This is a genomic window from Brevibacterium sp. HMSC063G07, assembly GCF_001810665.1.
In the GTDB taxonomy this organism is placed as follows: Bacteria; Actinomycetota; Actinomycetes; order Actinomycetales; family Brevibacteriaceae; genus Brevibacterium.
In genome coordinates this window covers 83,234-97,587 of sequence record NZ_KV802360.1, presented here as the reverse complement: position 1 = coordinate 97,587, position 14,354 = coordinate 83,234, and the positions used below count along the sequence as shown (strand labels likewise).

The following is a 14,354-nucleotide window of genomic DNA, read 5'->3' as shown; positions in this document are numbered from 1 at the left end:
TTGAAACCCAGATGGCTGGGATTCCTGGCGCTCGTTCTGCTGCTGGTCACCGCTTTCGTCACGCTTTCTGCATGGCAGATTGACCGCGCCCAGTCCAAAAGCCAGCAGGCCGACAACCCCGAACTGGCGGTGGCGAAGCCCTTCAACGACATCATGCAAGCCCAGGGGCCCATGCCGGGCTACCTGGCCGACCAGCGGGTCACCATCAGCGGGCACTTCCTGCCAGACCAGCAGATCATCATCGACGACCGCTACCTGAACCGCGTCAAGGGCTACTGGGTCGTCACCATGTTCGCCCCTGACGACCCGCAGTTCTCCCAGGACGCAGACACCGACGAACTCGAATCCAAACCCGTCGCCATCCCGGTGGTGCGCGGATGGACAGAAGACCTCGAAACGGCCAAGGCAAGCACCGCCTCGGACGCGGAAGTCACACTTGACGCCCGCATCGCCCCCATTGAAGGCCCCCTGGACACAAAGGGCCTGCCCGAAGGCGTAGTCCGGTCCATTTCAACCTCACAGCTTGTCAACCTGTTCGACGTCTACACCTACTCCGCGTTCCTCTTCCCGCAGGAGAACCCGGAAGTCGGCATCGGCGGCGACCAGCTGTCCCATGTTCCCTACCAGGAACCGCAGGATGCGGGCTTTGACCTCCAATCGGCGTTCTACGCGGTCGAATGGATCGTGTTCGCAGTCTTCGCCGTGTACATCTGGTTCCGATTGCTGCGCGACGAATACAATTCTCTCCGCCGGGAAGAACAGGGCCCCGTTGAATACGTGGTGGTCAAAGACGCCGGCGAAAAGATGCCCCGCACTCGAACGAACGGAGACGACCAGTGAGCCAGGATCCCCAGAACGGCGGCGACCCTCTGGACCGCCGTCCCGAATTCAACGAGGAAGACCCCAACGCGGTGTTCACCCTCAACCGCTGGCAGTCCGCCCGCAACGCACTGCGGTTCTACCGGATCATGGCGATCATCACCGGCGTCATGCTGCTGATCCTGACGGTCGAAATGATCTTCAAGTACCTCATCTGGGGGCTCATGATGGGCGGTGACCCCTCCGAAGCGCTGACCTTCGGCAGCTTCAACGCCGCCGCGGCCGTCGCCATTGCACACGGCTGGTGCTACGTGGCCTACCTGATCGTGTGCTTCTGGCTGAACTCGCAGATGAAGTGGGGGCTGAAGAACCTCATCATCTTGGCCCTGGCCGGGGTTGTTCCGGTCATGTCGTTCATCGTCGAAGCGAAAATCCACCGCCGCGGTGAAAAAGAACTCGACGACGCTGTCGTCGTCGCACCGAAATCAGCCCTCTGACCACCGTCTGCACCAGCAGAATCAGCTCTGCGAAAGCTTAGGATAGAAGCATGACCCAGACCCCCGAAACCGGTACGGACGCTCGCCCCGTCCTCGTCGTCGACTTCGGTGCACAGACCGCGCAGCTGATCGCACGCCGTGTACGCGAAGCCGGGCTCTTCTCCGAAATCATTGCCCACACCGCAAGCGCTGACGAATTCGCGGCCAAGAATCCGGTCGCCATCGTGCTTTCGGGCGGACCTTCATCCGTCAACGCAGAAGACGCCCTGTCCATTGACGCGGAGGTGTTCAACCTCGGCGTTCCCATGCTGGGCATATGCTACGGCTTCCAGACCATGGTGCAGGCACTCGGCGGTCGTGTGGCCCGCACCGGGGCCAGTGAGTACGGATCGACGGCACTCGAAGTGACTGAAGAAGGGGCTCTGCTGTCCGGCCTGCCCGCAGCGCAGACCGTCTGGATGTCCCACCGCGACTCCGCTGAAACCGCACCCGAGGGCTTCACGGTCCTAGCCAGCACAGCCGGGGCTCCCATCGCCGCAATAGAAGACAGCGAGCGTCGTTTTGCCGGGGTGCAGTGGCACCCGGAAGTCATGCACAGCGAATACGGCAAACAGACCATCGAGAACTTCCTGTTCAAGGTCGCCGGCCTCAGTGCGGACTGGTCGGCTGACTCGATCATCGACGAACAGGTTGCCCGCATCCGCGAACAGATCGGCACCAAGAAGGTCATCTGCGGTCTGTCCGGCGGCGTTGACTCCGCGGTCGCCGCAGCTCTCGTCCACCGCGCCGTGGGCGATCAGCTGACCTGCGTTTTCGTCGATCACGGCCTGCTGCGCAAAAACGAACGCGAACAGGTCGAACAGGACTACGTGGCAGCGACCGGCGTTCGACTGGTGACAGTCGACGCTTCGCAGAAGTTCCTGGGCGAACTCGACGGTGTTGAAGATCCCGAACGCAAGCGCAAGATCATCGGCCGCGAATTCATCCGCACCTTTGAACAGGCCGCGGCTGAACTCGTTGCAGAATCGCGCGAAGGCGACGGCGAAAACATCGAATTCCTGGTGCAGGGAACCCTGTATCCGGACGTTGTCGAATCCGGTGGGGGATCGGGCACCGCGAACATCAAGAGCCACCACAACGTCGGCGGTCTGCCGGAGGACCTCCAGTTCGAACTCGTCGAACCGCTGCGCGCGCTGTTCAAGGACGAAGTTCGGGCTGTTGGCCGCGAACTCGGTCTGCCGGAAGTGATCGTTGCCCGTCAGCCGTTCCCCGGCCCCGGCCTGGCCATCCGCATTGTCGGGGCGGTCAGCGAAGAGCGCCTGAGCATTCTGCGCGAAGCCGATGCGATTGCCCGCGAAGAACTCACCGCCGCCGGCCTTGACAACACCATCTGGCAGTGCCCCGTTGTGCTGCTGGCAGACGTCCGCTCCGTCGGCGTTGCCGGTGACGGCCGCACCTATGGCTACCCCGTTGTGCTGCGTCCCGTTTCGAGCGAAGATGCCATGACGGCAGACTGGACCCGCGTGCCCTATGACACGCTGTCGAAGATCTCCAACCGGATCACCAACGAAGTCGACGAGATCAACCGCGTCGTCCTCGACATCACCTCGAAGCCTCCGGGCACCATCGAATGGGAGTGAGCGGGGTGTAGCCCTTCCACTCAGAACATTGCGCCGACAAGCGAATGCTTGTCGGCGCAGTTGCGCTTAGGCGCGGGTGCGGCCTGACCTGGCCAGCTGCTGGCGCCTCTTGCCAGGAACAACACCCGTTAGCAACGAATCCACCCGTTAGCCCCAAGGGGACCCCCCTCAGCAACAAATCTGCGCTTTAGCAACAACTGCTAACGGGAGTTTTTGTTGCTAAAGCGTGGGGCAGTGCTGGGAGGCGGCCTCAGCACTAGAACGAGGCAGAGGTTCGCACCTAGCTGAGGCGGGGCCTAGGCGGGGCGAGGTCTCTCAAGGCCAGCGGCGGCAGAATCACACGCCACCCCAATGTGGGCAACTCTGCTAACTCGGCAAGATTTCTTCACCTGAACAGTGTTCAGGTACGATTCACCTCATGACTTCCAACAACCCTTCCGCGCCGCAGAACGGCGCCCGCGGGCAGGGCGTTTCTGCCGGCCTGTCCGTTGCACTCATCGCCGTGTTCGCGGCTCTCATCTGGGTGTTCGCCCTCGTGCCTCCCATCCCGGTCGGTCCGGTCGGCGTGCCGATCACCCTGCAGACTCTCATGCTGGCCTTCACCGGCATGGTGTTGGGCCCCACGCGGGGCTTCATTGCGGTGCTGCTGTACTTGGCGCTGGGCTTTGTGGGTCTCCCCGTGTTCTCGGGAGGACGAGGCGGAATCGGCGTTCTCGCCGGCCCTTCAGCTGGCTTCATTCTGGGCTTCCCGTTCTACACGCTGCTGTCCGGTTGGACTGCACGCTTTGCCTACCGCCGCTTCTCCGGTGCCCGCCGAGTTGTCGTGATGATCCTCGGTTCGCTGGTGACCGCCTCGGTTCTTCTGCACCTGATGGGAATTGCCGGGATGTCCATCAACGGCGGCATCCCGTTCGGCGCTGCGACAGTTGCCGATATGGCCTATTGGCCCGGTGACGTCATCAAGACCACCGTTGCTGCTTTCCTAGCCGTGATGGTTCTGCGCGCCTTCCCGGTTCTGACACGACGCTGATGGCCCACATTGTCTTCGACGGCGCTCACGCCGCTGTTCTCGATTCGGCAGAAGGCGGGCCAGAGCGTCAGTGGCGCACCCTGGCAGGCCCTTTCACCTGCGAAATCAATGAGCAGCGGGTGGCCGTCATCGGCGCCAACGGTTCAGGTAAGTCCACGTTCCTGCGGATGATCAACGGCCTTACTCTGCCCACGTGGGGCAGGGTCGCCGTTGACGGCTTCGACACGGTCGATGACGGGCGCACCGTACGCCAAAACGTCGGCTTTGTCTTCACCGACCCGGCAGCGCAGCTGGTCATGCCGACCGTCATAGAAGACATCGAACTGTCACTGCGGCGCATAGAAGACAAGCGCCAGCGGCGCGAACGCTGCCTCGCGGTGCTCGACGAACTCGGCCTGACCGGACTTGCCGACCGATCGGTCTATGAGCTCTCCGGCGGCCAGCGCCAACTGGTGGCGCTGGCCTCGGTCCTCACGGTGGAACCGCAGGTTCTGCTGATGGACGAACCTACAACCCTGCTCGACCTGACTAACCGGACGCTCCTGCGGGATACCCTGGACGAACTCGCCGAAAAACGCGGCGTGCAGATCATCACCACCACTCACGATCTCGAATTCGCAGCCGATGCCGAACGTGCCCTGGTGATCGACGGCGGCCAGATCGCCTTCGACGGCCCTGCTGACCAGGCCATCGCCCACTACCGCAAAGCAGCTGTCTCAGCTGCCCGAGCCACACGCCGTCCCCCGCACAATCCCAGCACCCCGAGTGCCGATGACTGACAAGGCCGAGGAAAGCGGCGCCTCGTCAGCCAGCGTCGACCCCGCCGGCCAGACAGCGCCTCGCATGATTGCCCGATCGGCCATGCCGAAGCCGCGCACGGTTCAGCGTCGCCGCGGTGAATTCCTCGGGGTGCGCTGGCCGATTCCAGGCTGGCTGCACCGAACGCCCGCCTGGATCAAAGTCATCGTCCTGATGCTGACCAGCCTGCCGGTGATCATTGTGCGCGACGCATGGGTCAACGGTGCGGTGTTCGTGCTGATCGTGCTCATCGCACTCACTGCGGGCCTGCCGCTTGGCAAAGTGGTCCTGCCCCTGCTGCGCATGTGGCCGGTCATGCTGCTCTTGGTGCTCGGCAACCTCATATTCACAGACGCGGTCACCGCCGCCAGGGTGGCCACCGCCATGCTCGCAGGAGTCATCGGAGCATCCGTGCTCATCTTGACCACCAGCATCAGCGAACTGCTTCGCGTGTTCGCCGCTGCCGCCAGGCCGCTGGGCTGGGTGGGGGTAAGTCCCAGAATCGTGGGCCTGGCCGCGGCCCTCACCATTCGCAGTGTGTCGTATATCGCGGACCTCGTAGGGTTGGCCGCCGATTCCGCCCGCGCCCGCGGACTGGAAAGGTCACTGCGGGCGCGCTCAGTGCCGGTTGTGCTCGGTACGGTGCGCTACGCCATTGACACCGGTGCCGCGCTGGAAGCGCGCGGTCTCGTCGAAGAGCCGGGTAGTACCTCGGGGGAGTAGGCGACCGGGACCTCCGGGAGGGGTGCCGCTGCGGCAGCTGCGCTTTGGCACACCGCCGAGGCGCCGACTACCGGGAGTGCGCCAGGTTTTCGTGAGCGGCAATCGCCTGCGCGTAATAGCCGACCAGCTGCGAGCACACCCCGCGCCACGTGCGGGACTCGACTTCGGCCCGGGCGGCCTGCGCAAAGGCGCGGCGCTTGGCATCGTCACCCAGCAGGTCCAAAGCGCGGTCGCGCAGACCCGCAACATCGCCCGGGGCGTACAGCCAGCCGGTGCGCGAATGATCCACCAGGTCCAGCGGTCCGCCGCGAGCCGGCGCGATCACGGGGACACCGGAGGCCATGGCCTCCTGAATTGTCTGGCAGAACGTCTCAAATTCACCGGGTGCTATGCACAGGTCAAAGCCGGCAACAGCCCGGGCCAGAGCTTCGCCGCCGAGAAAGCCCGTGAAGTGCGCGTTCGGCAGAACCGTCCGCAGGCGGCCCATGAGCGGACCTTCGCCGATGATGACGATCTTGGCATCGGGGACATCGGCAAGCACCCGCAGATTCTCCACCTGTTTTTCGGCGGCCAGCCGACCCACGTAGCCGATGACCTTCTTCCCGCCGGCCACCGACTGCCGCCACTCATCGCACCTGCGGTCCGGGTGAAAACGCGCGGCGTCGACGCCTCGGGCCCATTTGGCGATCCGGTCAACACCGTGCGATTCCAGCTGTTCGATCGTCGGGGTCGACGGGGCGAGGGTCATGGTGGCGCGGTTGTGGATGTTTCGCACGTGGCCCCACAGCATGGACTCAACGCCGGTAAGACCGTAGCGGGCAGCGTAGGCGGGAACCTCAGTCTGGTAGACCGCGACTGACGGGATGTTGAGCTCCTGGCACGCCTGCACCGCACGCCATCCCAGAAGGAACGGCGAGGCTATGTGCACAACATCAGGTGCGAAATCGGCGAGAATCCGGCGGATGCGGGCGACTCCACCAGGCGCTACGCGCAGCCGCTTATACGCGGGGAAAGCCAGCGAGGGCACATAGACAATCGGCACGCCCATGTATTCACGCGGACCGCCCATTCGGGTGCCCGGGGCAATGACCAGAGCTTCATAGCCGCGTTCGGTGATGTGCTCAATCGCCTTGAGGAGACTTCCGACAACACCATTCATCTGGGGCAGAAAAGTTTCAGCAACAATCGCAACTCTCACGGTTTTAGGATCATCCACCCAGGTGGCCGTTTTGCCACGCACAGAACACTCCAAGGTGAACTTTCGGTCACCTGCCCGGTGAGTCCTTTCAGCCGCCAAGGCCGGTCGATACCATGAGTGCAGCCTGGAACGCGGGTGCGGATAAGGTGCTCACAGCAGCTGTCCCAACGGCCCCGGCGGGTGCCGAGAACATGGATCGTGCAGGTGTTCGGAGAGAAGGCGAAGGAGGCGCGGTGGCAGAGATCGTCCTCGTGATCGTTGCGGTCGTCCTGTGTTTGGGTCTGGCCTACCTTCTGTACTCCCGGGGCTCGCGGCTGAGACTGGCGCTTGACCTCGTGGGGGAGGCCCAGCGGCAGCTGGACCAGGTGCGCACGGACCGGCACGCCCTCGTGCCCGAGTTCCTGCGCATGGCGACAGCTCATTCGGAACAGGACGAACACCATCAGCGGGCAGTGCAGGATGCTCTGCGGCGGGCCAGAACAGTCAAGGACGCATCCGAAATCGGGCAGGCGGAAGAGCGGCTGACCCACGCAATCGACGCACTGGCCATTGGGCTCATTGAAGTTGACCAGCACCGCCAGAGCTTAGGTTCGGCAATCGATCTGCACGCTCAAATGCGGATCATCGAAGGGCGGATCGTGTCCAGCATCCGCTATTACAACCTGGCAGTTGCCAAATACACTTCGCAGCGCCGCCAGCCGACTGCCTTCGCCCTTCGCACGGCGTTTCCGCTGCTTGCTCCCATGGAGTACCAGGATGTCGAAGCGGAGCCCGTCGTAGAGTTTCGTCCGTGAGGTTTCGACTCGATCTTGGCTATGACGGCACCAACTTCCGCGGGTGGGGAGTGCAGCCGAATCTGCGCACCGTCCAGGGAACCCTGGAAGAGGCGCTCGCTTTGGTCTGCCGTTCTCGCGTGCGCACGGTTGTTGCCGGGCGCACCGATGCGGGAGTGCACGCGCGCCGGCAGGCTGTCCACCTGGACCTCGGCGAAGCCCAGATTGCGGCACTCGTGGGGCAGCGCCGAGTCGATCGGGACGGTGTTCCGCGCACGCCTGAATCTGCCCTTGTCAGCCGTCTGCGCGGTGCGCTGAGTCGGCTGGATGCCCACGATGTCGTCATTCACGGTGCCGCTGCGGTATCGGATGACTTCGATGCGCGCTTCTCGGCACAGTGGCGGGCCTACTCGTACCGGCTGGCTGATGACCTGTCGTTCTTCGATCCCCTTCTGGCCGCCGCTACGGTCCGCCACCGAGGTGCCCTCGACTCTGACGCCATGGCCCGTGCCGCTGCCGGACTGCTGGGCCTGCATGACTTTCTGCCGTTCTGCAAACCCCGCCCGGATTCGACAACTATCCGCACGCTGCAGCAGATCTCAGTCGGCCGCGACCGTGATGGTGTGATTGTCTTCAGGCTGCGCGCGGATGCCTTCTGCCACCACATGGTCCGCGCAATCGTCGGCGGCCTGATCCGAGTCGGCACGGGTGCGTGGTCAGCTGATTACCCTGCCCAATTGCTGGAACGAGCCAGCTCACAAGGTGGAAGCCCGGAACCGCTTTACATAGCCCCCGGGGAGGGGCTGGTGATGGAAGAAGTGGGCTATCCTCCGGAAGATGAATGGGCCGCGCGGGCGCGGCAGACACGGGCTCGGAGGGATTCGGCCGAGCTGGGAAACGGGTAGCGCACGACAACGGCCCTTCATGAATAGGCCATGTTGAGTTCATAAAGAAGTCCCCAAAAATGTCTCAGATTTGCAACACTATGGTCAGACCTTTTCCAGGAACACGCGAATAGACGCTGACTCAGAAACAGAGGATTGAACATGTTCAAAGCACGCCGTGCGCTGTGCGGAGGCGCTGCCGCCGCCGCACTGGTCGCACCTCTCGGCGCAATGCCGGTTTACGCGGACGCCCCGGAGGGCGCCAAGCTCCAGGTGCTGGGAATCACCGACTTCCACGGACGAATCGCAGACCCCGACGGCCAGGCAATGGCCTCGACCATCGAAAACCAGCGCGGCAAAGCTGAGGGCAGCTCAGTTCTGCTGTCCGCCGGCGACAACATCGGCGCAAGCACCTACGTGTCGTCTTCCCAGAAAGACGAGCCCACGATTGACTACCTCAACGCACTGGGGCTCGACGCCTCGGCAATGGGCAACCACGAATACGACCGCGGTTTCAAAGACTTCAGCGAGCGCGTGCTGGCAGGGCCTCACAAGGCAGAGTTCCCGCACCTGGCCGCCAACGTCTACAAGAAGGGCACCAAAGACGTCCCAGAAGGCGTCAAGGACTACGAAATCATCGAAAAGGACGGCATCAAGATTGCCGTCATCGGTGTTGTGACGCAGGAAACCGCAAGCCTCGTCAGCCCGTCTGGAATCAAGAACCTTGACTTCGGCGACACCGCAGAAGCGGTCAAGAACACCTCGAAGAAGATCGCCGACCTGCCCGAGGATCAGGCACCGGACGTGACGCTTGTTCAGGCGCACGTCGGTATGAGCGGATCAGCTGAGGGAGACAGCTGCTCCACTGCGATCGGCAAGAGCAAGGAAGTCAAGAGCATCCTCGACTCCGCTGACGATTCAGTCGACGCGTTCTTCCTCGGCCACACGCACGTTCCGGTCAACTGCACCTACAAGAAGGGCGACAATACGGTCCCCGTGATGCAGGCAGGCCAGTACGGCAAGAACGTCGCCGCGATCAACCTGACCTCCAAGGGCGACGGCAGCTGGACCGTCGACAGTCAGGAAGTTGTCGACACCAAGGGGCAGACTGCCTCGACTGAGACCATCGGCAAGACCGGTGAGATCATCAAGGCAGCCACCGAAAAGTCGCAGGAAATCGGCAAGGAAGTAGCCGGTGAAATCGACGAAGACATCACGCGCGCCTTCGACAAGGACGGCAAGGAAGACCGCGGTGCCGAATCGACGCTCGGCAACCTCGTTGCTGACGCACTCAACGAAGGCACCGGCCTGTCTCAGCTGGAGAAGTCGGACTTCGGCATCACGAACCCGGGTGGTCTGCGCACCGATCTGAAGGTCGATGACATCTTCAACGGCGAAAAGCCCGGCGAAGTCACGGTTGCAGAACTCAACCAGGTTCTTCCGTTTGCCAATGACCACGGAGTTGTTTCGCTCAAGGGCTCCGACGTCATCAAGCTGTTTGAACAGCAGTGGCAGCCTGATGGTGTCAGCCGTCCGTTCCTGCACCTGGGCGTGTCTAAGGAACTCGAAGTCGTCTACGACTCCAAGGCTGAACGCGGCAAGCACGTGGTATCCGTCAAGGTAAACGGCAAGGACATTGACCCGAAGAAGACCTACCGTGTGGCCACCCTGTCCTTCCTGGCGGCAGGCGGCGACAACTTCGAGGCCTTTGCCAACGGCAAGTTCGAACAGTCCGGTCTGACCGACTTCGAAGTCTGGGAAGCCTACTTCAATGCCCGTCAGGATGAAGGCAAGAAGGTGAAGGCCGACAAGGACGAACGTCAGGCTGACGCTGCGCTGGACGTGATGAAGAACGGCGACCTCGAAGTCTCCATCGACCATCCTGCGGGCAAAGACGGCGGCTTTGCAATCAAGGCCGGCAGCACCGCGGAGATCGGCGTTCAGTTCAACGCCAAGAAGGAAATCAAGGGCCCTCTGCAGATGACCTTCGACCTGCCGAAGGGTGTTTCGATCGACCTTGGCAAGCACGCCGTCAAGGGCAAGAAGAACGCTGCGAAGTTCGACTCGGTTCCCGAAGGCAAGTCCGAGGTGAAGTTCAAGGTCACCGCTTCAAAGGACGCCGGCAAGAAGGGCACACCGAAGGCCGGCGGCAAGGTTGACGGAGCTGAGTCTGCTAAGGCCGAAGGCGGCAAAGCCAAGGCAGACAAGGGCTCGAAGATGACGGCTTCCCTCACTGCTTCGCCCGATCACGACTGGTGGGACAACAACCCGCTGCCCATCGGCGGCAAGGTCGAAATTCCCGTGAGTGTGGTTTCTGCTGCCGACAAACCTGCCGATGCGCAAAAGCCGGAAGCTGACGACAAGACCGTCAAGCCGGGGGCTGGCGACAAGGGCGCTGAGCCGGAAGCCGGTGACAAGGACGCGCAGCCGGGAGCTGCCGACACCGACGGCGATAAGCCGGGTGACGGAGCGAACAACCCGCTGCCGCGCACGGGTACGGAACTCGGCCTGGCTGCTGCCGCGGCAGTCGCACTGCTGCTGACCGGTGCCGGTGCGCTTGTCGTCACCCGCCGCAAAAACGCAGACGTGAACTGAAGCTGCGGTTCTTAAGGTTCTGAGTCACTGAGGCGCAAGCCCTGAATGCTTCGGCGGGCAGTTCCCACAGGGGAGCTGCCCGCCGAAGCGTTTCCGCATACACCGGCCCCGTTTTGCAAAGCCGCGCGAATCCGGGCTAGTATGGACAGTCGCTGTACGTCAGATACACATGCCGCAGACCTCTAGTCGCGTTGCAGGACAAGCGGGAAATGTATACGCGTACCGTGCACCTCAAGCAAGTCAAGTACTGCTGAACAAGACTCACGACCTTGTCAGGCAGACGTGTGTGGCTTGGAAGCTAGAGACGAAAAGAAGGCAACTTTTGCGTACGTACACACCAAAGCCCGGCGATGTCGAGCGCCAGTGGCACGTCATCGACGCCACTGACGTCGTTCTCGGTCGCCTTGCTTCGCAGGCAGCTCGTCTGCTGCGCGGCAAGCACAAGGTGGAATTCGCACCTCACATCGACACGGGTGACTTTGTCATCATCATCAACGCGGACAAGATTGTGCTCACCGGCGACAAGCTGGAGAAGAAGCGCGCCTACCGCCACTCCAACTACCCGGGTGGTCTCAAGAGCCTCAGCTACGAAGAGCTCCTTGAGAAGTTCCCCGAGCGTGCAGTGGAGAAGGCTGTTGCAGGCATGATCCCCAAGAACCGCCTCGGCCGTGCCCAGATGCGCAAGCTGAAGGTGTACGCAGGTGCTGAGCACCCGCACGCCTCGCAGAACCCGCAGAAGTACGAAATCAGCCAGGTCGCGCAGTAAGCGCCCAAGGCTCAGTTAACCGAGGAGAATCGTGGCTGACAACCAGAACCTGAACGAGGACGTCGAAATGACGTCGTACTCGACCGAAACCCCGGCTTCGGCTGGTCTCGGCGAAACCGTGGCCGGTGGCCGCGGCGAATCGCTCACCGCTCCCGGCCAGGGCGTTGGCCGTCGCAAGCGCGCAATCGCTCGCGTCCGCCTGGTCCCCGGCACCGGTGAATGGAAGATCAACGGTCGTGACCTTGAAGCCTACTTCCCGAACAAGATGCACCAGCAGCTCGTTCGCGAACCCTTCCGCCTGCTTGACCTCGAAGGCCGTTTTGACGTCTTCGTGCGCATTTCCGGTGGTGGACCCTCCGGCCAGGCCGGTGCTGTCCGCCTGGGCATCGCCCGTTCGCTGAACGAAATCGACCGTGAAAACAACCGCCCTGAACTGAAGAAGGCCGGTTACCTCACGCGTGACGCTCGCGTTCCCGAACGCAAGAAGGCCGGTCTCAAGAAGGCTCGCAAGGCTCCGCAGTTCTCCAAGCGCTGATCTTCGCCCACCCGGGCAGATCGCACTTGGGGCGCACGACGCCTGCATCAAGACCCCCGCACTTTCGGTGCGGGGGTTTTGTGCTTTCCGGGTACGAGGCGCCGCGCGCCTTCCGCTGTGTTCTTCATGCACTGCGGGGTTCTGATCAGGTGTTCAGCTTCGCAAACGTAAAATGGTTCCGATCAAAAACAGGAGGTTCTATGAGCAGGCTTTTCGGCACGGACGGTGTTCGCGGTCTGGCCAACAGGGACATCACCGCTCGACTCGCTCTCCAGTTGGGTGTGGCAGGCAGCCGGGTTCTCGGCAGGCCCGAGAAGCGCTATGGGTCAGGCGGCAAACGCCCCTTTGCGATTGTCGGCAGGGACACCCGCATCAGCGGTGACTTCCTGGCTTCGGCTATTTCCGGCGGAATCGCCTCGACGGGTGTAGATGTGTGGAACGCCGGTGTTCTGCCCACCCCGGGTGTGGCCTATGCCGTGAAGGCAACCGGTGCTGATTTCGGTGTTGTGCTGTCCGCCAGCCACAATCCCATGCCGGACAACGGCATTAAGTTCTTCGGTCCCGGCGGCACCAAGCTCGACGATGCCGCGGAAGACGAAATCCTCGAACTGCTCGACGCTGAATGGGATCGTCCCACCGGCGCGGATGTCGGCCGCATCAAACCGTATGCTGCGGCAGCAGATGAATTCACCGAACACCTGGTGTCCACCCTCGGCGACACTTCGACCCCGCTGCAGGGACTGCGCGTGGTTGTCGACTGCGCCAATGGTGCCGCATCTGTCGTAGGCCCGGCGGCCCTGCGTCAGGCTGGTGCGGATGTGACGGTGATTGCGGCCAGCCCTGACGGCCTGAACATCAACGACGGTGTCGGCTCCACACACCTGGGGTCACTGCAGGAAGCTGTCGTCGAAAACGGCGCTGACCTGGGGGTGGCCTTTGACGGTGATGCCGACCGCTGTTTGGCAGTTGATGCGCGCGGGCGCGAAGTCAACGGAGACCAGATCATGGGCATCCTGGCGCTGGGCATGAAAGAAGCGGGCACTCTGAAGAACGACACGCTCGTCACAACCGTCATGTCGAACCTTGGACTCAAACTGGCAATGGAGCGGGCGGGCATTGCGGACGTGCAGACGAAAGTCGGCGACCGCTACGTGCTGGAGGGCATGCTGGCCGGCGGTCACGTGCTCGGCGGTGAACAGTCCGGCCATGTGCTCCTGCTTGATCACGGAACAACCGGCGACGGAGTGCTGACAGCACTTCACCTGATCAACCGCCTGGCCTCCACCGGCCGTACGCTGGCTGATCTTGCCGCGGAAATCCCGCAGCTGCCGCAGGTTCTCATCAACGTCAGCGGAGTCGACAAGACACGCACCGACGACCCCGCCGTTCAGGCTGAGGTCGCCGCTGTCGAAGGCGAGCTCGGCAAGACAGGCCGTGTTCTTCTGCGGGCCTCCGGCACCGAACCGGTCATCCGCGTCATGGTCGAAGCCGAAACAGAATCCGAAGCGCAGAAGCAGGCCGAACGCCTGGCCGAGTGCGTCAAGCAGAACCTTGCTCTGTGAGCGTCTGCGGCGGGCTGCCGCTGAGCTGATGAACGGGCGGTGACCGGGCGGTGCAGAAGAGCGCGCGCAGCGGGAAAGTCCTCTACGGACGCTTAGCCGCCGGGTTTGCCGCAGCTGCCTCGACGGCGGTCGGCACCGTCGTCGTAATCGGCTTGAGCCTCGTGGCTCGGGCAACGTCGGGTATGTCCGGCCTGTGGTGGATGTTCGGTGTGCTGACATCATCATTTGCCGTACTCGGCGGCATCGCCGCGGTCGGTGCTTTTCTCACCGGTTTCGTGCGGGCGGGCTATGTGGCCGACCCGGCCGCGCCTGCCCGCTGGAGCGCAATGACAGCACTGTTCATAGCCTTCGCGACCCCGGCTGCTCTGTACATCGTCACCGGCCCGTGGCTGACCAACGGGCTGATGGTCGCAGTTTCGACGTTACTGTGCTCAGCAGCTGGCGCGCTCATCTTCCTGCTGGTCTGGCCGCTTCTGCTGCGAGCAGGTGCGGTGAGCTCAATCGATGTCTGAGGGCCATCGCATAGAGGCCCGA

The 14,354-nt window shown here is 62.8% G+C and carries 14 protein-coding genes; 13 read left to right on the top strand and 1 reads right to left on the bottom strand.

The annotated features are described in order from the left end of the window. From HMPREF2757_RS06930 to HMPREF2757_RS06905, 6 genes are all read left to right on the top strand, one after another. Window positions 1-840: an SURF1 family protein gene (locus HMPREF2757_RS06930; protein WP_256278285.1), complete on the top strand. Its 840-nt coding sequence runs from the start codon at window positions 1-3 to the stop codon at window positions 838-840. Beyond that, window positions 837-1,316 carry a DUF3817 domain-containing protein gene (locus HMPREF2757_RS06925; RefSeq protein ID WP_083304158.1) on the top strand — a complete coding sequence of 160 codons (480 nt, stop codon included), beginning with the start codon at window positions 837-839 and terminating at the stop codon, window positions 1,314-1,316. Before HMPREF2757_RS06930 ends, HMPREF2757_RS06925 begins: the two co-directional genes overlap by 4 nt. A 50-nt stretch (window positions 1,317-1,366) precedes the next feature. Next, window positions 1,367-2,956, top strand: coding sequence for a glutamine-hydrolyzing GMP synthase (guaA, locus tag HMPREF2757_RS06920; RefSeq protein ID WP_070574602.1), 1,590 nt, complete (start codon window positions 1,367-1,369; stop codon window positions 2,954-2,956). Window positions 2,957-3,374: 418 nt separating this feature from the next. Then, on the top strand, window positions 3,375-3,986 hold the full coding sequence (locus HMPREF2757_RS06915; RefSeq protein WP_256278284.1) for a biotin transporter BioY: 612 nt from the start codon (window positions 3,375-3,377) through the stop codon (window positions 3,984-3,986). Continuing rightward, on the top strand, window positions 3,986-4,765 hold the full coding sequence (locus HMPREF2757_RS06910; RefSeq protein WP_070574599.1) for an ABC transporter ATP-binding protein: 780 nt from the start codon (window positions 3,986-3,988) through the stop codon (window positions 4,763-4,765). The genes HMPREF2757_RS06915 and HMPREF2757_RS06910 overlap by 1 nt, the downstream gene beginning before the upstream one ends. Further along, the gene (locus HMPREF2757_RS06905; protein ID WP_256278283.1) at window positions 4,758-5,507 is read left to right on the top strand and encodes an energy-coupling factor transporter transmembrane component T family protein; all 750 of its coding nucleotides are present in this window, start codon (window positions 4,758-4,760) and stop codon (window positions 5,505-5,507) included. Before HMPREF2757_RS06910 ends, HMPREF2757_RS06905 begins: the two co-directional genes overlap by 8 nt. A gap of 67 nt (window positions 5,508-5,574) precedes the next feature. On the opposite strand, the gene HMPREF2757_RS06900 is transcribed toward HMPREF2757_RS06905, so the two are convergent. Next, window positions 5,575-6,666, bottom strand: coding sequence for a glycosyltransferase family 4 protein (locus HMPREF2757_RS06900; RefSeq protein WP_083304197.1), 1,092 nt, complete (start codon window positions 6,664-6,666; stop codon window positions 5,575-5,577). Window positions 6,667-6,938: 272 nt separating this feature from the next. Between HMPREF2757_RS06900 and HMPREF2757_RS06895 the strand changes: the two genes are divergently transcribed. From HMPREF2757_RS06895 to HMPREF2757_RS06865, 7 genes are all read left to right on the top strand, one after another. Further along, window positions 6,939-7,499, top strand: a complete 561-nt coding sequence (locus tag HMPREF2757_RS06895; protein WP_176745906.1) for a LemA family protein — start codon at window positions 6,939-6,941, stop codon at window positions 7,497-7,499. Then, entirely contained in the window at window positions 7,496-8,383 is an 888-nt protein-coding gene (gene truA, locus HMPREF2757_RS06890) for a tRNA pseudouridine(38-40) synthase TruA (protein WP_070574593.1), read from the top strand. The genes HMPREF2757_RS06895 and truA overlap by 4 nt, the downstream gene beginning before the upstream one ends. A gap of 141 nt (window positions 8,384-8,524) precedes the next feature. After that, window positions 8,525-10,957, top strand: a complete 2,433-nt coding sequence (locus HMPREF2757_RS06885; RefSeq protein WP_070574592.1) for a bifunctional metallophosphatase/5'-nucleotidase — start codon at window positions 8,525-8,527, stop codon at window positions 10,955-10,957. Window positions 10,958-11,279: 322 nt separating this feature from the next. Continuing rightward, window positions 11,280-11,723, top strand: coding sequence for a 50S ribosomal protein L13 (rplM, locus tag HMPREF2757_RS06880; protein WP_019176036.1), 444 nt, complete (start codon window positions 11,280-11,282; stop codon window positions 11,721-11,723). Window positions 11,724-11,790: 67 nt separating this feature from the next. Continuing rightward, window positions 11,791-12,258: a 30S ribosomal protein S9 gene (gene rpsI / locus HMPREF2757_RS06875; RefSeq protein WP_070575301.1), complete on the top strand. Its 468-nt coding sequence runs from the start codon at window positions 11,791-11,793 to the stop codon at window positions 12,256-12,258. Between the two features lie 200 nt (window positions 12,259-12,458). Continuing rightward, window positions 12,459-13,820: a phosphoglucosamine mutase gene (glmM, locus tag HMPREF2757_RS06870; protein ID WP_070574589.1), complete on the top strand. Its 1,362-nt coding sequence runs from the start codon at window positions 12,459-12,461 to the stop codon at window positions 13,818-13,820. A 50-nt stretch (window positions 13,821-13,870) separates the two neighbouring features. Next, window positions 13,871-14,332, top strand: coding sequence for a hypothetical protein (locus tag HMPREF2757_RS06865; protein ID WP_070574588.1), 462 nt, complete (start codon window positions 13,871-13,873; stop codon window positions 14,330-14,332). Window positions 14,333-14,354: the final 22 nt, after the last annotated feature.